This is a genomic window from Pseudomonas sp. GW821-FHT02B10 (assembly GCF_059421865.1).
Genome location: NZ_JBWKVU010000015.1, coordinates 134942 through 154843, shown reverse-complemented (window position 1 = coordinate 154843; position 19902 = coordinate 134942). Strand labels below are relative to the sequence as shown.

General features: G+C 62.9%; 18 protein-coding genes and 1 pseudogene. 6 read left to right on the top strand and 13 right to left on the bottom strand.

Features of this window, described 5'->3' with window-relative positions; translation table 11 throughout:
- Window positions 1-107 precede the first annotated feature (107 nt).
- Window positions 108-650: an Hsp20/alpha crystallin family protein gene (locus AC07VU_RS26625; protein WP_495030794.1), complete on the top strand. Its 543-nt coding sequence runs from the start codon at window positions 108-110 to the stop codon at window positions 648-650.
- A gap of 66 nt (window positions 651-716) precedes the next feature.
- On the opposite strand, the pseudogene AC07VU_RS26620 reads toward AC07VU_RS26625, so the two are convergent.
- Window positions 717-1121: pseudogene (locus AC07VU_RS26620) on the bottom strand (DUF1801 domain-containing protein).
- A 103-nt stretch (window positions 1122-1224) separates the two neighbouring features.
- Between AC07VU_RS26620 and AC07VU_RS26615 the strand changes: the two are divergent.
- From AC07VU_RS26615 to AC07VU_RS26605, 3 genes are all read left to right on the top strand, one after another.
- Window positions 1225-1539 (top strand): alpha/beta fold hydrolase, encoded by a 315-nt coding sequence (locus AC07VU_RS26615; protein WP_274306324.1) that lies wholly within the window; start codon window positions 1225-1227, stop codon window positions 1537-1539.
- 250 nt (window positions 1540-1789) lie between these two features.
- The gene (locus tag AC07VU_RS26610) at window positions 1790-2275 is read left to right on the top strand and encodes an Hcp family type VI secretion system effector (RefSeq protein WP_495030793.1); all 486 of its coding nucleotides are present in this window, start codon (window positions 1790-1792) and stop codon (window positions 2273-2275) included.
- A complete protein-coding gene (locus AC07VU_RS26605; protein ID WP_495030792.1) occupies window positions 2272-2994 on the top strand; it encodes a DUF4225 domain-containing protein in 723 nt (240 codons plus the stop codon). Before AC07VU_RS26610 ends, AC07VU_RS26605 begins: the two co-directional genes overlap by 4 nt.
- A 526-nt stretch (window positions 2995-3520) precedes the next feature.
- Here the strand turns inward: AC07VU_RS26605 and AC07VU_RS26600 are convergent.
- The 7 genes from AC07VU_RS26600 to AC07VU_RS26570 all read right to left on the bottom strand — a co-directional run bounded on the left by AC07VU_RS26600 (window position 3521) and on the right by AC07VU_RS26570 (window position 13147).
- Complete coding sequence (locus tag AC07VU_RS26600) at window positions 3521-4756, bottom strand: saccharopine dehydrogenase family protein (RefSeq protein ID WP_092305147.1); 1236 nt, start codon at window positions 4754-4756, stop codon at window positions 3521-3523.
- Between the two features lie 26 nt (window positions 4757-4782).
- Complete coding sequence (nspC, locus tag AC07VU_RS26595) at window positions 4783-5880, bottom strand: carboxynorspermidine decarboxylase (protein ID WP_495030791.1); 1098 nt, start codon at window positions 5878-5880, stop codon at window positions 4783-4785.
- Between the two features lie 236 nt (window positions 5881-6116).
- Window positions 6117-7625, bottom strand: a complete 1509-nt coding sequence (locus tag AC07VU_RS26590; RefSeq protein WP_053260512.1) for a tripartite tricarboxylate transporter permease — start codon at window positions 7623-7625, stop codon at window positions 6117-6119.
- A 23-nt stretch (window positions 7626-7648) separates the two neighbouring features.
- Window positions 7649-8143, bottom strand: coding sequence for a tripartite tricarboxylate transporter TctB family protein (locus AC07VU_RS26585; protein ID WP_277588361.1), 495 nt, complete (start codon window positions 8141-8143; stop codon window positions 7649-7651).
- 1 nt (window position 8144) lies between these two features.
- Window positions 8145-9116, bottom strand: a complete 972-nt coding sequence (locus AC07VU_RS26580; protein ID WP_097136590.1) for a Bug family tripartite tricarboxylate transporter substrate binding protein — start codon at window positions 9114-9116, stop codon at window positions 8145-8147.
- 255 nt (window positions 9117-9371) lie between these two features.
- Window positions 9372-10307 (bottom strand): Ppx/GppA family phosphatase, encoded by a 936-nt coding sequence (locus tag AC07VU_RS26575; protein WP_150050107.1) that lies wholly within the window; start codon window positions 10305-10307, stop codon window positions 9372-9374.
- A 338-nt stretch (window positions 10308-10645) separates the two neighbouring features.
- Window positions 10646-13147: a flavin-containing monooxygenase gene (locus tag AC07VU_RS26570; protein ID WP_495030790.1), complete on the bottom strand. Its 2502-nt coding sequence runs from the start codon at window positions 13145-13147 to the stop codon at window positions 10646-10648.
- Window positions 13148-13342: 195 nt separating this feature from the next.
- On the opposite strand from AC07VU_RS26570, the gene AC07VU_RS26565 reads away from it, so the two are divergent.
- The gene (locus AC07VU_RS26565; protein WP_495030789.1) at window positions 13343-14374 is read left to right on the top strand and encodes an AraC family transcriptional regulator; all 1032 of its coding nucleotides are present in this window, start codon (window positions 13343-13345) and stop codon (window positions 14372-14374) included.
- A gap of 39 nt (window positions 14375-14413) precedes the next feature.
- Here the strand turns inward: AC07VU_RS26565 and AC07VU_RS26560 are convergent, their stop codons facing one another.
- Window positions 14414-15256 (bottom strand): PhzF family phenazine biosynthesis protein, encoded by an 843-nt coding sequence (locus AC07VU_RS26560; RefSeq protein ID WP_495030788.1) that lies wholly within the window; start codon window positions 15254-15256, stop codon window positions 14414-14416.
- 208 nt (window positions 15257-15464) lie between these two features.
- A complete protein-coding gene (locus AC07VU_RS26555) occupies window positions 15465-16169 on the bottom strand; it encodes a glutathione S-transferase family protein (RefSeq protein WP_087088322.1) in 705 nt (234 codons plus the stop codon).
- Between the two features lie 329 nt (window positions 16170-16498).
- On the opposite strand from AC07VU_RS26555, the gene AC07VU_RS26550 reads away from it, so the two are divergent.
- Window positions 16499-17173, top strand: coding sequence for a hypothetical protein (locus AC07VU_RS26550; RefSeq protein ID WP_062822882.1), 675 nt, complete (start codon window positions 16499-16501; stop codon window positions 17171-17173).
- Between the two features lie 10 nt (window positions 17174-17183).
- Here the strand turns inward: AC07VU_RS26550 and AC07VU_RS26545 are convergent, their stop codons facing one another.
- Genes AC07VU_RS26545 through AC07VU_RS26535 form a run of 3 tightly spaced genes read right to left on the bottom strand, consistent with a single transcriptional unit; the run spans window position 17184 to window position 19869 of the window.
- On the bottom strand, window positions 17184-18473 hold the full coding sequence (locus AC07VU_RS26545; RefSeq protein ID WP_274306316.1) for an NAD(P)/FAD-dependent oxidoreductase: 1290 nt from the start codon (window positions 18471-18473) through the stop codon (window positions 17184-17186).
- Entirely contained in the window at window positions 18470-19216 is a 747-nt protein-coding gene (locus tag AC07VU_RS26540) for an amino acid ABC transporter ATP-binding protein (protein ID WP_210688289.1), read from the bottom strand. Before AC07VU_RS26540 ends, AC07VU_RS26545 begins: the two co-directional genes overlap by 4 nt.
- Complete coding sequence (locus AC07VU_RS26535; protein WP_009043142.1) at window positions 19213-19869, bottom strand: amino acid ABC transporter permease; 657 nt, start codon at window positions 19867-19869, stop codon at window positions 19213-19215. Before AC07VU_RS26535 ends, AC07VU_RS26540 begins: the two co-directional genes overlap by 4 nt.
- Between the last annotated feature and the right edge of the window lie 33 nt (window positions 19870-19902).

Below are 19902 nucleotides of genomic sequence, written 5' to 3'. Positions count from 1 at the left end.
GCACAAGAACCGGGCTTGCAGGCAGTGAGCCCGGTTGTCGTTCTGTCGTGGCGGGTCGCCACAGGGACGTTCGCGGCCCGCCCCTTGACCCGGGAGGAGAAGCGAAAATGACCAACTCCGTGAAAAAAATGCCGATCCAGACTGAAGACAAGGCCACCCGGCGCTCGAGCATGAGCGACCTGTGGCAACCCCTGGAAAAACTGCGGCAACAGGTCGATCACCTGTTCGATGACTTCAATCGCGGCTCCGGCCTGTCACCCTTCAGCCGCGGGCTGTTCGATGTGGATCCGTTCTGGCGGCGCGAGCTGATCGGCCGCGGCATGCCTGCCGTCGACATCACCGAGAAAGACGAGAGCTTCGAAATCACTGCCGAATTACCCGGCATGGATCAGAAGAATATCGAGATCAAACTCTCCGACGGCAGCCTGATCATCAAGGGTGAAAAGCGCGAGGAGACCCAAGAAAACAGAAAGGGCTACCACCTGAGCGAACGTCATTACGGCTCCTTCGAGCGGGTGTTCAACCTGCCCAAGGGGGTCGATGCCGAAAAGATCGAGGCGAGCTTCAGCAAAGGCGTGCTGAGTATCTCGCTGCCGAAAAAACCCGCCGCCATGACAGCGGACAAGGTCGTGCAGATCAAAGGCGAATGAGCCAGGCCAGCCAGCCCCTTGCCGGGAAAACGGCAAGGGGCTTTTTTTGCCGGCCGGCACACCCGCTCAGCGCGTCGTATTGAGCGCCACGGCCGCCAGGATCAGCGCCTTCAAGGCGGCCTCGTCAATCTTGTCACCCTCATGCAGATCGATCGCCCGTCGGGTATTGCCCTCGAGGCTGGCATTGAACAGCCCTGCCGGGTCGTCCAGCGCGGCGCCCTTGGCGAAGGTCAGTTTCACCACGTTCTTGTAGGTCTCGCCGGTGCAGAGGATGCCGCCGTGGGACCACACCGGCACCCCGCGCCACTTCCACTCCTCGATCACCTGCGGGTCGGCCTAGCGGATCAACGCCCGGACCCGGGCCAGCGTCTCGCCGCGCCAATCGCCCAGTTCCTCGATGCGCCCGTCTATCCGTTGCGCGGCAGAGAGCCCCTCCTCCGCCGGTTTGCTGCCGGTGCCGTCCTTTTTCATCCTGGTCATCCTCTGGCTGAAGGGCGTTGCCCCGACACCTGAGTATCGCTGACCGGGCATTTCCCTCCAGCCAACCGACGAACAGTTCCAGGCCCTCGGACAAATGCAGCGGCTGCACAAATACCACGGCGCCAAGGCGCCCTGGGTGCTGGCGGCCTGGACCGAGACCTGGCTATCGGAGGCTTTCGCGCCCTGGCCCCTGGAAAGCAGCGCGGCCTCGATCGACTGCCCGCTGCTGGTGCTGCATGGCGCGGAAGACCAATACGGCTCGCTGCTGCATCCCGAACGGATCGCCAGGCTGGCGACGGCGCGCCAGCGCTGCCTGATCCTGGAGAACTGCCATCACGTGCCGCACCTCGAGGCGATGGAGGTGGTTCTCGATGCGGTGGATCAACACTTGCGGATCGATAACGCCTAGCTGTAACGGCTTGCAATCGAAAACGGCCGTGCTCGCAATCAACGCGTTTTTCGGCTCAGATTAATTGCGATTGACGGCCCCTTCTACTCACCTTAAATGCGAGTGAGCTTGCATTGCGCCGCACCGGCTTGCATTCCATTTCCGTTGGCTCACATGATTTGCATCTATCAGAAATGTCTAATACCGCTCAAAGCCTCATGTTGGTTAGATACAGGGTTTACGACCCAAACCATTAAAAGGATGTTCGTATATGCCTAACCACGGATACATGACCATCTCTGGTAAAGCTCAAGGCTTGATTTCAGCAGGCTGCTCAACCCAAGACTCTATCGGCAATAAGTGTCAGACGGGGCATACCGACGAAATCATGGTGCTGTCTTACAGCCACAACATGGTCAACATTGGAAATATTAATAAGCCCACACATAGCCCTATCATTATTACAAAAAGCGTTGATAAATCCTCGCCACTCCTCGCTCAAGCACTTTCAACCAGAGAGAAAATAAACTGCACAATTAGTTTTTATCGCGTGTCGTCCTTTGGCATGCAGGAAAAATTCTATTCAGTATCAATCAATGGCGGGATTATTGCTGATCTAACACTTGAAATGCCTCACGCTATTTTGCAGAACGACGCCGAATCGCAAGAACATGTAGCCATCCGTTACCGAGAGATCACTTGGACCCACCATGCCGCTGGCACCAGCGGATATACCACGTGGGGAAATAACGAATGAAACCGGAAAATGAAAGTTGCATGCCGGGTAGCTGTGATTACTGGATGGTCAGTGCCGCAGCTGGAAAACTTGGAAGCCAAGCCAGCACATTAGCCGTTAGACACATTAAAGACGGCACGCTGCGTTTGCAATTCAACCGCGAAGTCGCTTATTACGCCAAAAGCATTGTTAATGATGTCGCGCAGGGTAACAAAAGCCCTGAGCAGGGGCTGCAAGACCTCAGGAACGAACAGAATAGCCTGCTGAGCCAGTCATTGAAGGTTGCTCAAAAAGGCGTAGGAGTAATCGCCGGAGCATTTCAATTTGCAGCAGGCGCTGGGATTTGCTATGGCTCAGCCGGTACGCTGTGCTTATTCCCAGGCTCACTCATGATGGCCCATGGCGCCAATAACATGTATGAAAACGGACGTAACCTTTTAGAGAATAGCTCTGACACCCAAGGCCCCGTCAGGAAGGTTTATCAGGAGGTGGCTAAACTATTCGGCGGCGGCGCACTTGAAGGAGACATGGCTTATGGGACTGCTGACTTAGGACTCTCTGCATATGGCGTCGGAAAAATGGTATTAAAGCCAGATGCTTGGCGCCTATTCAGATATATCCGGACGGATTATGTTCGCGCCTATAAAGCCACAAGCAATTCAGCATTATCATTCGAAGTGCTATCTGATGGGGTAACTATAAATTCCATGTACCAAGAAGCTAAAGCCAGTGACAAATAATTCGATAATTGCGGCTACTCTGTACTTGTTTTTTTCCTTGACTGTCTTTTTGACGTTTCGCTACACCGTTAAAAAGAAATCAGGGAAAAATTTCAAGACTGGATGGTTCTGGCTTTTATTTTCATGTTCAATACTCTGGGGAATGATTCAGCTGAATGTAGCCAGATATGGCTATATATTATTTATCCCATCAACCAAAGATATAATTTCGACCAATTATTTAATTCGATGGATCGCATTTATAAGTGTGCTCTTTCAAACAATTTGCATTCCAATTAAAGATAAACCAAGACGCTGGTTTTCACGAAAATAACTCTGCAGAAACAGGTTCTCACCAGATAAACACAGCGTTTAAACCCGGCGACAAACACTCGCCTCGAGCCATGTTGGCTTTGGGTGGCCGAATAGATGCGGTCGCCTCATGGCGCTGAATGCGGGACGGAATTATCCGGGCGCAAGAGAGGGCGGGAATCGAGAGCCAGGTGCGCCCCGTGGGCGCACCTGGTTTTTTACAGCGGGGGGTGAATCAGTTCCACGGACGGTCGCCGTTCTCGTCCTTGACCCGGGTCGGCAGGCCCATCACGTCCAGCGCCTTGAGGAACGGCTCGGCCGGCAGCTCCTCGACGTTGACCATGCGCTGCACGTCCCATTCGCCACGGGCCACCAGCAGGGCCGCGGCCACCGGCGGTACGCCCGCGGTGTAGGAAATGCCCTGGCTGTCGGTTTCGGCAAAGGCTTCTTCGTGGCAGGCCACGTTGTAGATGAAGACTTCCCGCGGCTGGCCATCCTTGGTGCCCTTGACCAGGTCGCCGATGCAGGTCTTGCCGGTGTAGCCCGGCGCCAGCGAGGCGGGATCGGGCAGCACGGCCTTGACCACTTTCAGCGGCACCACTTCCAGGCCTTCGGCGGTCTTGACCGGTTGCTCGGAGAGCAGGCCGAGGTTCTTGAGCACGGTGAACACGTTGATGTAGTGCTCGCCGAAGCTCATCCAGAAGCGCACGTTGGGCACATCGAGGTTCTTCGACAGCGAGTGCACTTCATCGTGACCGGTCAGGTACAGGTTCTGCGAACCGACCACCGGCAGGTCGTCGGTACGCTTGACTTCGAACATGGTGTTGCTGGTCCACTGGCTGTCCTGCCAGCTCCACACCTGTCCGGTGAATTCGCGGAAATTGATTTCCGGATCGAAATTGGTGGCGAAATACTTGCCATGGGAACCGGCATTGACGTCGAGAATGTCGATCGAATCAATGCGGTCGAAATACTGTTGCTTGGCCAGGGCCGCATAGGCGTTGACCACGCCCGGATCGAAGCCCACGCCAAGAATGGCGGTGACGTTTTTCTGCTGGCACTCCTCGAGGTGTTTCCACTCGTAGTTGCCATACCAGGGCGGCGTCTCGCAGATCTTGCCCGGTTCTTCGTGAATGGCGGTGTCCAGGTAGGCCACGCCGGTATCGATGCAGGCACGCAGCACCGACATGTTGAGGAAGGCGGAGCCGACGTTGATGACGATCTGCGATTCGGTCTCGCGGATCAGCGCCTTGGTCGCCTCGATATCCAGCGCGTTGAGCGCATAGGCTTTGATTTCAGCGGGCTGTTTGAGGCTGCCCTTGGCCTTGACGCTGTCGATGATGGCCTGGCATTTGGAGATGTTGCGCGACGCGATAGCAATACGACCGAGTTCGTCGTTGTGCTGCGCGCACTTGTGGGCCACCACCTTGGCGACACCTCCTGCACCAATGATAAGAACGTTCTTCTTCAATTTCTTTATCTCTCCTTTCCGCCAGCTTACGAGAGGCTGGACAGGTAGTCTTCGAACCCAAATTCACGAACCACCTCGACACTACCGTCGAGTTGTTTCACTACGATGGACGGCATTTTCAGGCCGTTGAACCAGTTTTTCTTGACCATGGTGTAACCCGCCGCGTCAACGAACGACAGCCGATCGCCGATGGTCAGCGGACGATCGAATTGATACTCGCCGAAGATGTCTCCGGCCAGGCAAGACTTGCCGCACACAATGTAGGTGTGTTCGCCCGCGCTGGGCGCCAGCTTGGCGTTCAGGCGATAGATCAGCAGATCGAGCATGTGCGCCTCGATGGAGCTGTCGACCACCGCCAGATGCTTGCCGTTGTAGAGGGTGTCGAGCACGGTGACTTCCAGCGACGCGCTCTGGGTGATCGCCGCTTCGCCCGGCTCCAGGTAGACCTGCACGCCGTACTGCTCGGAGAACGCCTTGAGGCGCGCGCAGAAGGCGTCCAGGTCGTAGCCTTCGCCGGTGAAGTGGATGCCGCCGCCGAGGCTGACCCATTCGACCTTGTGCAGCAGGTGGCCGAAGCGTTCCTCGATGGTGCCCAGCATCTGGTCGAACAGGCCGAAGTCGGCGTTCTCGCAGTTGTTGTGGAACATGAAGCCGGATATCTGCTCGATGACCGCCTCGACCTTCACCGGGTCCCATTCGCCCAGGCGGCTGAACGGACGCGCCGGGTCGGCCAGCAGGTAATCGGAACTGCTCACCTGAGGGTTGACCCGCAGACCGCGGACCTTGCCCGCGGACGCCTCGGCGAAGCGCTGCAGCTGGCCGATAGAGTTGAAGATGATCTTGTCGCAGTTGTCGAGCATCTCTTCGATTTCGTCGTCGGCCCAGGCCACGCTGTAGGCATGGGTCTCGCCGGCGAACTTCTGCCGGCCGAGCTTGAGCTCGTACAACGACGACGAGGTGGTGCCGTCCATGTACTGCTGCATCAGGTCGAACACCGACCAGGTGGCGAAGCACTTGAGCGCCAGCAGGGCCTTGGCGCCGGACTGCTCGCGCACGTAGGCGATCTTCTGCATGTTGCCGAGCAGTTTCTGTTTGTCGATGAGGTAGTACGGCGTTTTGATCATTTCGAGGCCTCCGGCCAGGCCAGCCAAAAAAAGGATGCGCATTGTGCCTTCACTTGCTGCGTATCGAAAGGGCAGAAAGCACCGCTCGCCGGGTCAGTGCCTCGGCACTGTGTCCGGATCGGCGCCGTCGCAGGCAATGGGCCAGGACGCAAACCGCCTGGCAGCCCCTATCCTAGGGGCCCGCCATGACGTTCTGACGTGGCACGCCGCGGTGGCTGGCGCATCGCACCCGCCGCTCAATCATCCTCGTGCAATTTGATGCCCCGGGCGTGCAGCAGGTGGGGCACCACCAGCACCAGCAGGGTCAAGCCGAGGAAGGCCGCGGCGATGGGTTGGGTGACGAAGATCGACCAGTCGCCCTGGCTGATGGACAAGGCGTTGCGCAGTTGCTTTTCCGCCATCGGCCCCAGCAGCATGCCGACGATCACTGGCGCGACGGGGAAGTCGAAACGCCGCATCAGCACCCCGCCCCAACCGATCGCCAGCATCAGCAACAGGTCGAAGGACGAATGGCGCATGCCGTACACGCCGATGGAGGCGAACACCAGGATCCCGGCATTGAGGTACGGCCGCGGGATCTGCAGCAGTTTCACCCAGAGCCCGACCAACGGCAGGTTCAATACCAGCAGGATAACGTTACCGATATACAACGAGGCCACCAGGGTCCAGACCAGCTCACCGGAAGTCTGGAACAGCAGCGGCCCCGGCTGCAGGTTGTAGTTCTGGAACGCCGCCAACAGGATCGCCGCGGTGGCGGAGGTCGGAATGCCCAGGGTCAGCAGCGGCACCAGGGAACCGGTGGCGCTGGCGTTGTTGGCAGCTTCCGGGCCGGCCACCCCTTCGATGGCGCCCGGCCCTTTGCTGGCGGCAAAGTCCTGCGGATGCTTGCTTAGCTTGCGTTCGGTGGAATAGGACAGGAAGGTCGGGATTTCCGCGCCACCGGCCGGGATCGAGCCGAACGGAAAGCCGATCAGGGTGCCGCGCAGCCAGGCGGGAATCGAGCGTTTCCAGTCCTCGCGGGTCATCCACAAGGACGTCAGGCGATGCCGGCCGGACGCTTCCTCCTTCTGATACAGCAGGCTGTACAAGGCCTCCCCCACGGCAAACAGGCCGACCGCCACCAGCACCACTTCGATGCCATCGACCAGCTCGGGAACGCCCAGGGTGTAGCGGGCAATGCCCGAGGTCGAGTCGAGGCCGATCAGGCCAATGCCCAGGCCGATCCCCAGGGAAGCGAAACCGCGCAGCATGGACGCGCCGAGCACCGCCGACACCGTGGTGAAGGACAGCACCAGGATCGCGAAATACTCCGCGGGGCCGAACTTCAGCGCCAGCATGGCGACGATGGGGGCGAACAGGGTCAGCAGCACCGTGGCGATGGTCCCGGCGAAAAACGAGCCGATCGCCGCGGTGGCCAGGGCCGGCCCGGCGCGGCCGTTGCGGGCCATGAGATTGCCCTCCAGGGCGGTGACCATCGAGGACGACTCGCCCGGGGTATTGAGCAGGATCGAGGTGGTCGAACCACCGAACTGCGCCCCGTAATAGATGCCGGCGAACATGATCAGCGCGCCGGTGGGATCGACCTTGGCGGTGATCGGCAACAGCAGCGCCACGGTCAGCGCCGGGCCGATCCCCGGCAACACGCCGATCGCCGTGCCCAGCAGGCAGCCGATAAACCCCCAGAGCAGATTGATCGGCGCCAGCGCCGCGGAGAAACCTGTCGCCAGGCTCAAGAGAATGTCCACCGTGTGACCTCCTTCGGCCCGGTTCAGATCCAGGCGTTGACCAGGGGTGGCAGGGCCACGCCCAGCCCGGCGTTGAACAGCCAGTAGATCGGCAGGGTCAGGGCGATGCCGATAGCCAGGTCACGCAGCGGCCGCCGGCTGCCGAAACCCCGGGCCGAGCAGGCAAACAGCAAGCCGGCGGCCAGGACGAAACCGATCAGGTCGATCAGCACGGCAAGCGCCACCAGGCCGACGGTGACCCAGGCCACGCCCAGCCTGCCACCGGGCAGGGCCTGGGCGGTTTCGTCGTCGTGGACGGCCAGTTCGCGGAAGCCGCCGGTACAGGCCTGGTAGCTCAGCAACAGGCCCACGGCGCCGAGGAAGGCGGCGACCGCGCTGGGATAGACATGGGCACCGAGGATGACGAAGCCCATCTCGGGCGGAAAGCGCAAGGCGCCGATGACCAGCACCAGGCTGATGGCGATCAGCCCCAGGCCAATCGCCAGCTGCGACAGTACGACCCTGCTGCGCCCGACCATCTCAAAGCAGCCCGACCTTGACCAGCATCGCTCGCAGGCGCAGGTGTTCCTCGTCGACGAACTGGCCGAACTCGTCACCGGTGAGGACGCTCGGCGACCAGGCGTTGGCTTTCACATTGTCCTGCCAGACCTTGCTGTTGGTGGCGGCCAGCACTGCGTCGGTGACTTGCTTGCGCTGCTCGGCGCTGAGGTTGGCCGCGCCATAGACACCGCGCCAGTTGCCGATGATCACGTCGTAGCCCTTCTCCTTGAGGGTCGGCGCATCGATGCCGGGAACGCGCTCCGGAGCGCCGATGGCGAGCAGGCGGAACTGCTTGGACTGCACGTATTTGGCCAGCTCGGCATAACCGCCGGTGATCACCGTGATGTGGCCGCCCAGGGTCGCGGCCACCACTTCGCCGCCGCCGGCGTAGGCGACGTAGTTCACCTTGTTCACCGGCACGTCCATCTTGCTCGCCAGCTCGGCGATGCCGATATGGTCGATGGAACCCTTGGAGCCGCCGCCCCACTTGATGCTGGCCGGGTTGGCCTTGAAGTCCTTGAGCAGGTCTTCGAGGGTCTTGTAGGGCGAATCCTCACGCACCGCCAGCACGTTGTATTCGGTGAACAGCCGGGCGATCGGCGTCACGTCCTTGAGGCTGATCTGCGGCTTGTTCTGCTCCACCGCCGTGACCATGATCGCCCCCACCACCAGCAGCGCATTCGGGTCGCCCTTGGTGCTGTTGGCGAACTGCGCCAGCCCCAGGGTGCCGCCGGCTCCGCCCTTGTTCTCGAAGGTCACGGACTTGGCCGTGCCGGCCTCGAGCAAGGCCTTGCCCAAAACCCGCGCGGTCTGGTCATAACCGCCGCCCACGGAGCCCGGGGCCATGAACTTGACCGTATCCAGGGCAAACGCCGGGGTTGCGAGGGTGAGCGTGGCGAGGCTGGCGGCAAGGGCCATGCCGCGGCTGAATCGACGCAGTGCTGTAAACATCAGGTTTCTCCCGAGACTATTGTTTTTGTTGATACCGGTTGAATGCGCCCAGGGCTGCCGCCCTGTGTGGCCTGCGGATAAGTGTAGACGGCCGGCGCTTCGTGGCCGCCAGAGCAGCCTAGCTGAACAAAGCCCCCAGGGCCGGGCGCCGCCGCCAAGGGGCCGCCTGGGGAGGCTTGATTGGGAGGGGTTGGCCGGCATGAAGCCCGGCCGGCTGGAGGAAGGCCAGCCGCTTGTGCGGATAAAGCTAGGTAATCAGTTATTACATATCAGGCCATGCAGCACGCCGAAACGCAGCCCCGGTTCGGAAGGCGTCATATGGGTGACGCCAAACACCTTGAACGCCGCCAGCATCACCGCCAGGCCGCCGGGCAGGATGCCCAGGCGATGGGATTGCAGCCCGGCCAGCCGCAGACGCTTGACATGCCCGGCCTCCAGCAGGCGCAACGACAGGCGCAACAGCCCGCCGTAGGTGATGCCGTCCTGGCCATAGTCGTTCAGGCCGTTGGCCTTGAGCACCTTGGCCAGGAACCGGGCGGTGCCCGAGGAGCCTATGGCCTGCTGCCAACCGAGCTGGCGATAACGCCGGGCGACTTTCTCGAACTTCAGGCTGGCCAGGTGTTCGGCTTCCTGCAGGGCATGAGCCGAAACCGCGCCTCCCGGAAAGTAGCGCGCGCCGAAGCTCCCGCTGCCAATGGCGATGCTCTCGGTCAGCAAGGGCTGGGCGCCCTGCCCGAGGATCAACTCGGTGGAACCGCCGCCGATGTCCACCACCAGCCGCATGCTTTCGCTGCCCGGCACGGTATGGGCGACGCCGGCATACACCAGCCGCGCCTCCTCATGCCCGGAAATGACATCGATGCGAAACCCCAGGTGACGCTCCGCGCTGGCCAGGAACAGCGGCGCATTGTCGGCTTCGCGCACGGCGCTGGTGGCCACCGCCCGCACCCGACCGGCCTCGAAACCGCGCAGCTTCTTGCCAAAGCGCGCCAGTGCCTGCCAGCCCCGGTCCAGCGCCAGCTCGTCCAGGGTGCCCTCCTGAAAACCCTCCGCCAAGCGCACCGGCTCACGCAGGGTCTTCACTTCCTGGATCATGAACCCCTGGCTGCGCCGGACCGGCTGGCCGATCATCAGGCGAAACGCATTGGACCCAAGATCAATGGCTGCGAACAGAGAGGCGTCGCCTTTCATGGGGGGATTCCTGGCAGGTTCATCGACCGGCAGGCCGCGGCCTGTCGAGCACTCAAGACGGCTTGCGGCGATCTTGCCATGGCGTCGATGACGCCAAGATGACAGCCGCCCGCCTTGATCCGCCCGGCAACCCAACTGGCGCCCACCCGCGACGGCCCCTGCCGCAGCCCGGTAACGAAAGGCTTTTCGGCGGCAAGGGGACTGTCATCATTTGGTCATTTCCCGTGGCGATACTCGCGTTATCAGCAACGCGTGCTCTCCTTTAACGCTGCCATCTTGGGCGGCTTTTTTTTGCCCGAAAATCCTCGCGACCACCTTGCCGGATCGAGACAGCCTGCCTACCCATCAAGGGCTGCGACATCCACCGCCGCTGCTGCGACCGCGTCGGCACAAGGCTCGCCGCGATCGTCCAGGCGGCGGCGAGCGAACAGGGCCGCTGAACGCAGGGCTTGCCTGGCCGAACGCAAGTAGAACGCCTGCAACTGAAACACATGCCACCTCGCGGCATGCACTTCCAGGTGACAGGCCACGCCGCAGTGCAGCGCGTGCTCGGCCAGGCGTGTGGCGTCCGCCAGCAGCAGTTCCTGGTCGCCCACCTGGATCAGCATCGGCGGCAGCCCGCGCAAGTCGGCGCTCAATGGACTGTGCAACGGGCTCTGGGCAGGCGCTGCATAGGCGCGCAGCCCTTGCTCGAGCCAATCGCGCCGCAGCATGGGATCGGCGTACTGGCGGGTAATGAGGGTTGGCCCGCTCAACGTCGTATCCGTCACCGGGGACAACAACAGCAGGCCCGCGGCAAAGGGCTCGCCCCGCTGTTGCAGCGTCAGCGCCAGGGCCAGGACGAGAGAGCCACCCGCGGAGTCGCCGGCCAGCAGGATCTGCCGCGCCGGATAGCCTTGCGCCCGGATCGCCTGGTAGCAGGCCAACGCATCTTCCAGGGCCGCGGGAAACGGCTGTTCCGGCGCCAGCCGATAGTCCGGGACCCAGACGGCCATCCCCGCGTCCCGGGCCAGGCGGCTGGTAACGCTGCGGTGAGTGGCAGGACCGCCCAGGCAGAAGGCACCGCCATGCAGATAAAGAATCACCCCACCCGCCTCGGCATGGCCCGGGGTCAGGATTCGCAGCGGTACGCCCGAGACCTGCGCCCGTGCCTGGGTCACGCCAGCGCAGCCCGGCATCAACCAGGACAGGCCGTTGACGATACGCCGCTGGGTGGCAATGCTTCGCGGCGGACCGATCAGCGCCCGGAAGCTCACCCGCAAGAGTTGGCGCAACACGCCGGCACTGAGGACTTCGAGGCCATCGCGGGGCTCGGCAATCACCCGCCCGTAGACCTGCCCCGACTCACTGGCCAACGCCCTGGAAAAACCATAGGCGCGCAATGCCGAATAACGGGTCAGCCAGCGATAGGACAAGGTGAAGCCCGGCCAGTTGGTGCTGTTGTTGCCCGCTGCATCGACATACCAACTCTTGCAACCGCTCCACACGGAACCGGCCAGGCGGCGCTGTATCCGTTGATGAAAACGCTGCTCAGCCTGGTCATCGACCTCGACGGTGGTGGCCGCAGCCTTCTGCATCGCGCGCCAGCAGCGCATGACATGGGATATCTGGCTTTCCAGCATGTAGACGATCGAGTTGTGCCCCAGGTTGGTATTGGGGCCATACAACATGAAGAAGTTGGGAAAGCCCGGCACCGCCAGCCCCAGATATGCGCGTGCGCCCTGCTCCCAGGCATGCTGCAGCTCCACCCCGCCGCGCCCGACGATCGTCATCGGTGCAAGGAACTGCGTCGCCGCGAACCCCGTGCCGTAGATGATCGTATCGACCGGGTGATGTTGCCCGTCCAGCGTCTCGATGCCCTGCTCGGTGATGCGCCCGATACCCTCGGTGATCAACTGCACATTGGGCCGGGCCAGGGTCTTGAGGTAATCGCTGGACAGCAGGATGCGCTTGCAGCCGATGGGGTAATCCGGGATCAGTTGCCGGCGCAGCTGCGGGTCACTGACCGACTGGTTCAACAAGCGGCGAAACGGCAGGCCGACCGCCCACTTCATCAGCCCCTTGAAGCGGGTAAAACCCAGGGCCCTGGATTCGTAGCGCAGATAAATGGCGGCACGATGCAGCGCCATGCGCCACGGTCTACTGGCGAACAGCTGCTTTTCTTCGTCGCTGTAGGCGCGATCGGGCCGGGGCAAGATGTAGGCCGGCGAGCGCTGGAATACCTTGAGCTGCGCCACCGGGTCGGCGATGGCCGGCACGAACTGGATCGCCGAAGCGCCCGTCCCTATCACCGCCACCCGTTTTCCCGCCAACGAGTAGCCGTGATCCCAGCTTGCGGAATGGAACACATGCCCTTTGAACGCCTGCATGCCTTCGAGCGTCGGCAGCGCCGGCCGGCTGAGCTGGCCAGTGGCGCTGATCAGCAAAGCGGCGCGATGCTCCCGCCCACCGACTTCGGTGATGCACCACAGCGCGCTGGCCTCGTCGAATCGCGCCGCCCGCACTTCAGCGCCGAAGCGGATGTGCCGCTGCACCTCATACTTGCCTACGCAATGTTGCAGATACCCCTGTATTTCGGCTTGCGGGGCAAACATCCGCGTCCAGCCGGGGTTGGGTTCGAATGAAAACGAATACAGGTGCGACGGCACATCGCAGGCAGCGCCCGGGTAACTGTTGTCCCGCCAGACGCCGCCGACATCCTGCTGTTTTTCCAGAATGATGAAGTCCGTGACGCCGGCCTTGCGCAGTGCGATGGCCATGCCGATGCCGGCAAAACCGCTGCCGATGATCACGGCGGTGAGTGGCGCCGTCGATTGCAGGTCAGGTTCGAGTTGGGGCATGCAGCACCTCTTTTGTTGTTGTTTTCATGGGCAGGCACAGGTCTTCGCATGATCAGGTCCCAGGGCTTCCCGCTAATCCCGATCAGCGTAGCCTGCGCGCCCATGATGCTTGCCCGCCCTCGCCAGTCCCATGACGTAACGGGACAGATACTTTAGTATTCAGGCCAATTCCTTTCCCTGACCCGGGTAGCGAGCATGAACATGCTGGAGTTGTCGCGGGGACCGGCCAGTGCCCTGCTGATGGTGGATTTCGGTCGCGAAAGAGGCTTCTCGCCTGCGCAATTGCTGGCCGGTTCGGGCCTGTCGCTGGCCCGGCTGGCAGATCCCAACTTCGAGCTGTCATGCGCCCAGGAACTGCGCCTGATCCATAACCTGCTCAACCTGTCGGGACACCCGCAGGGGCTGGGCTATCAAGTGGGCGAGCGCTATCACTTCTCGACCTACGGGCTGTTCGGTTATGGCCTGATCAGCAGTGCGACCGCGGGTGACGCCTTGAAGCTGGCCCTGCGCTTCTTGCCGCTGACCTACGCGTTCACCCGGATCGCCTACCATGAGCAACCCCCGCTCGGCATCCTGACGTTCACCGAACCGGCGCTGGTGGACGAGTCGCTCAGAGACTTTGTGATCGAACGCGACATGGCCGCCGCCGCGGTGCTGCTCAAGGAAATAGCTGGCCGCGAGTTCTCGCTGGCGGTTTTTACCCTGAGGAAGAAACGCCCGGTCGATCAGGCGGCGGCCAGTGCCGGCAGTATTCTTGGCGTGCGCCCCACCTACCTCGCCGACCGCAACAGCCTGGCCTTCGATCGTTCGGTGCTGAGCCGCCCGCTCCCCCAGGCAAACACTGTCACCGTCGCGATGTGCGAGCAGATGTGCGCGCAATTGATGGAGCGCCGCAGCCCCCGCACGGGCACCGCCGAGCTGGTCCGCCAGTACCTGAACATCGCCCCCCTGGGCGTACCGCCAGACCTGCCGGGCATGGCCAGCCTGATCAATCTCAGCGAGCGGACCTTGAAACGACGCCTGCACGAGGAAGGCACCTGTTACCGGCACCTGCTGGAGCAGTCACGCAGCGCCGCGGCCCTGGAGTTGCTCGGCGACCCGACGCTGAAACTGACAGACATCGCCGAAAAGCTGGGCTACAGCGACCTGTCGAGTTTCTCCCAGACCTTCAAACGCTGGTACGGCGTATCCCCCAGAAGCTATCGCCACGCGTCCAAGGCCACTTAGGCAACAGACAGGTCGGACCTGACTGCAAAGCGCCCTCGCCTACAACCGCAGGCTGCCCTCGATACAGGTCACCGCCGAGCCGCCGATCCAGATTTCATCGCCGACCTGCTCGACCTGGATGCGCCCGGCCCGGCCCATGCTCAAACCCTGGCTGACCACGTAGGACGCCGGCGCCAACCCCGCGCCCAGCAGCCATTGGGCGATGCCGGCGTTGAGGCTGCCGGTGGCCGGGTCTTCCGGCATGCCATCGCCGGCGATAAAGGCCCGCACTTCGAACTGCGCCGCGTCGCCATCGTGCTCGGGGTTCCAGGGGGCGATCACTCCGACCGCAAGGCCCTTGAGCTGCGCATAGTCAGGTTGCAGGTCGAGCACCTGGCCGCGCTCGGCCAGCAGCACCGCCAGCCAGCCGGCACCGTTGTCCACCCATTGCGCGTCGACGATGGCATCGGGCGCCAGCCTCAGGCCCTGGCGCACCTGCTCCAGCAACCCGGCCTCCACCGGGCCGGACTTGAGCAGGGGCGGCGCGAGAAACGCCAGCTCGGCGCCGTTGCGGCGAATGCGCACCAGGCCGACCGCGCACTCCTGGACGATCTCCTCGCCCTTGGGCACGCCGCCGGCTTCCAGCCAGGCATGACAGCTACCGAGGGTCGGATGGCCGGCGAACGGCAGCTCCTGCAGGGTGGTGAAAATCCGCAGGCGATAGTCGGCCCGCGGGTCTTGGGGTTCGAGGATAAAGGTGGTTTCGCTGAGGTTGGTCCAGTTGGCGAACGCCGCCATGCGCGCGTCGCTCAACTCATCGGCGCCGAACACCACCGCCAGCGGGTTGCCCTTGAGCGGCTGATTGCTGAAGACATCCACCTGCTTGAAATCGAATCGGCTCATTGCGGGTCCTTGTCTGAATGAACGCGGCCAGGCCTGGAACCGGCCTGACCTGCAAAAAAACATACCTGTAGCCGCTGGCGAAGCCTGCGATCGATGACGCAGTCATCGCAAAAGGACCCACGCGTTATGCCAGACAGAACGCGTCGTCAGGTTCTACGACGACTTCGTCGCCGATCGCAGCCTGCGGCAGCGGCTACAGAGAGGGCAGTCAGACGGGCTTGGGAATTTCCAGGCCGCGGATCACCGCCGGGCGCGCGAGGAAACGCTCGAGCACGCGCTGCACATTGGGGAAGTCCTTGAAGCCCACCAGGTCGCCCGCTTCATAGAAGCCGATCAGGTTGCGCACCCAGGGGAAGGTGGCGATATCGGCGATGGTGTAGCGCTCGCCCATGATCCAGTCGCGGCCTTGCAGGCGGCCCTCGAGCACGCTCAGCAGGCGGCGGGATTCGGCGACGTAACGGTCGCGCGGACGCTTGTCCTCGTAGTCCTTGCCGGCGAATTTATTGAAGAAGCCCAGCTGGCCGAACATCGGGCCGATGCCGCCCATCTGGAACATCAGCCACTGGATCGTCTCGTAGCGCGCCGCGGATTCCTGGGCCAGCAGTTGCCCGCTCTTGTCCGCCAGGTAGATCAGGATCGCCCCCGACTCGAACAGTGCCAGCGGCTGGTCGCCCGGGCCGTGGGGGTCGAGGATCGCCGGGATCTTGTTGTTCGGGTTCAGCGAGAGGAACTCGGGGGACATCTGGTCGTTGGTTTCGAAACTGACGCGATGCGGCTCGTAGGGTAGCCCGATCTCTTCGAGCATGATCGAGACCTTGACGCCGTTGGGGGTCGGCAAGGAATACAGCTGAATCCAGTCGGCGTACTGCGCCGGCCATTTCTGGGTGATGGGGAATGCACAGAGATCGGTCATGACAGGCTTCCAATGACAGTCAGATGAAAGGCCGTGGCCCGGGGCCGGGCGCGACGGCGCTAGATTACAGGCATCGGTCCGCGGCGCGCATTCTTAAATTCGAAACATCCGGTGGTTAAGCTTCCCGGCAGCCAGACAGCGGTGCGGATAAAGTAACGGGCCCACGCTCGCAGCCCCACGCCCGGATCGAACCAAAAGGCGTCCTGGGACTCTGAGCACTACCTCCGGGTAGAACACTCGTTCAACGACAGGGAAAACCACGCGAAGCGGGAGCTCGCCGTGGAAAGGTTTGTCAGCCTTAACCGATTGCGCTGAAGTACCGACGATCCATGAAGAATCTGCTGAGTTTCACCCAACGCCTGCAACGCCGGTCCTACGTGTTCTTCCCGGCGCTGCTGCTGACCAGTGGGCTGCTGCTGTCGCTGGAGTCCAGCGAAAGTCGCGCCCAGCCGGTGGACGGCACCCAGACCCTGGTCTTTTTGCGCCACGCGGAAAAACCCGCCGGCGGCCTCGGCCAGCTCAACTGCCAGGGCCTGAACCGCGCCATCGACCTGGCGTCTTTGCTGCCGGAAAAATTCGGCAAGGCCAATTACGTGTTCGCCGCCAACCCGACGCGCAATGTCGAGGAAGGCGAGCTCGACAACTCCTACAGCTACATCCGCCCGCTGATGACCATCAGCCCCAGCGCCATCAAGCTCGGCCTGCCAGTGAACATCGAATTCTCGGCCAACGACACCAGCGAACTGGCCGACGAGCTGCTGCATGACCGCTACCACAACTCGATCATCTACACCGCCTGGTCCCACGGCTACCTGCCGGAATTGATCAACAAGGTGGCGCGCGAAGCCGTCGGCGAAAAACGCACCATCACCGACGACTGGGCCTCCAACGACTTCGACTCGCTCTACGTGCTGACCCTGACCTGGCACAACGGCAAGGCCACCCTCGACAGCCGCAGCTACAAGCAGGGCCTGGATAACGGCGAGGAAAACTGCCCGACCTGATGCGCCGCCCTCAGCGCAGGGCGTCCAGCAGGCGGTACCAGGCGATCCCCGCCCCCAGGTACAGACGCTGCAAGCCATGCAGCGGAATCGGCCGGATCGGCGTCACTGGAAACGGAAATTCACTGCTCGCCCCCGACAGCCGCGCCGCCAGGTGCTTGCCCAGGGCCGTGGACAAGGCGATGCCGCGACCGTTGTAGCCGAGCAGGATCGACAACCCCGGCTGTGGCTCATGCAGCTGCGGCAGGAAGCTCTGATTCAACGCCACTCGCCCGCTCCAGCGATACTCGATGGGCGTGCCCGCCAACTGCGGAAACAAGCCCAGCAACGAACGCTCCAGATGGTGCCAGTCGCCGCTGTGGCTCGGCTCGGAAAACGGCCCGCGGCCCCCCAGCAACAAGCGCCCCTGGGCATCCTGCTTGAAATACAGCAGCAGGCGCCGGGCGTCGGAACAGACCTCGCCATTGGGCAGGATGCCCTGGCGCAGCTCGGCCGACAGCGGGCGGGTGGCGATGATGAAGCTGTTGGCGGCGATCACCGTCTGCCGCAGCCGTGGCCACAGGTCGTCGGTGTAGCCATTGGTCGCCAGCACCACGCGCTGGGCCTGGACCCGATGGCCCTGGGCGGTGCGCAGCTGCCACTGCCCGCCTTCGCGCTGCAAAGCCTCGACCCGAGTCTGCCCATGGATCCGCACGCCCTGTTGCTGCGCCACCCGGGCCAGGCCGCGCGCATAGTTCAGCGGGTGCAAGCTGCCGGCGCGCGGATCGACCCAGCCGCCGAGGTAGTTCTGGCTGCCGATGCGCCGACCGACAGCGGCGCGATCGAGCAACTCCACCGCCACCCCGCGCCGACGCCACTGCTCGGCGCGCTGTTCGATGGCCTGCAGGGAACTGGCGGAAAACGCCGGCTGAATCCAACCCTTGCGCGTCGCATCGCAAGCGATGCGATGCTGATCGATCAGGGCGAACACTTCGTCGGCCGCCGAGCCGGCCGCCTCCAGCATGGCCTCGGCGCGGGCCGCGCCGAACTTGGCCAGCAACTGATCCGGGTCGTATTTGAGCCCGGGAATCACCTGCCCGCCGTTGCGTCCGGAGGCACCCCAACCCGGCTCCCCGGCGTCCAGCACACAGACGCTGACCCCGGCCTCGGCCAGGCGCAGCGCGGTCACCAGCCCGGTGTAGCCGGCGCCGACTATGGCCACGTCGGCCCGCAAGTCTTCGGCCAGCGCCGGGGTATCGACCGCCGCAGTCGCCGTGGCGGCCCACAGGGAGGGCGGCAGGCGCAAGGTTTCGGCGGCCTTCATGCCTGCACCTCCGTGCCCTGGTTGAGCAGGCGCTTGAGGAAGTCCTGGGTGCGCGGATGGCGCGGCGTGCTCAGCACCTGCTTCGCCGGCCCGGCCTCGACGATCTTGCCGCTGTGGAGGAAACACACCTTGTCCGCCACGTCCTGGGCAAAGCCCATTTCGTGGGTGACGACGATCATGGTCATGCCTTCGTCGGCGAGCTTGCGCATCACCGCCAGCACCTCGCCCACCAGCTCCGGGTCCAGCGCCGAGGTCGGCTCGTCGAACAGGATCGCCTGCGGGTCCATGGCCAGGGCCCGGGCGATCGCCACCCGCTGCTGCTGGCCGCCGGACAGCTCGTCCGGATAGGCGTGCATGCGATGGGCCAGGCCGACTTTTTCCAGCAGCGCCTCGGCCCGCTCCCGGGCCTGCTGCGGGTTCTGCTTCTTCACGTAGATCGGCCCTTCGGTGACGTTCTGCAACGCGGTGCGATGGGGGAACAGGTTGAAGCGCTGGAACACCATGGCCACCTGGGTGCGCAGCTGGTGAATGGTCTTGCCATGGCGGTCGACCCGCTCGCCGCTGACCAGGATGTCGCCCTGCTCGTAGCTTTCCAGGCCGTTGATGCAGCGCAGCAGGGTCGACTTGCCGGACCCCGAGGGGCCGATCAGGCACACCACTTCACCGCTCTGCACGCTCAGGTCAATGCCTTCGAGCACCGCCACGTTGCCGAAACTCTTGTGTACGCCCTTGATCTCGATCATGACTTTCTCCGGGTGCTGAAGCGCGCCTCCAGGCGACGCAGGGCAAAGGACAACGGCAGGCTCAGGGCCAGGTAGAGCAAGGCCACCAGGGTGTAGACGGTCATGTTCTCGAAGGTCGAGGACGCGATGAGCTGACCGGCGCGGGTCATCTCGGCCACGGTGATGGTGGACACCAGCGAGGAGTCCTTGAGCATCATCACCAGGGTGTTGCCATAGGGCGGCAAGGCAATGCGAAAGGCCTGGGGCAGGACCACCCGGCGCATGATCATGCCGCCGCGCATGCCGATGGATTCGGCCGCCTCGATCTGCCCCTGGTGAATGGCCTGGATGCCGGCGCGGAAGTTCTCCGCCTGGTACGCCGAGTAGGCGATGCCCAGGCCAATCACCCCGGCCTGCATGGCCGTGAGCTGGATGCCGAAATCCGGCAGCACGAAGTAGATGTAGAACAGCTGCACGATGATCGGCAGGCCGCGAATGACGTTGACCACGCCAATCGCGAACAGGGAGATCGAGCGCACCTTGGACACCATCATCAAGGCGAATACCAGGCCGATCAGCGAGCTGAGCACAAAGGAGCCGGCCGTGACCTGCAAGGTGACCACCGCCCCTTTCAGCAGAATGGGAAGGAAGTCCAGAGCGTTCTGGAGAAACATAGGAGGACCTGCGCAATCAGGAGTGAAGCGACC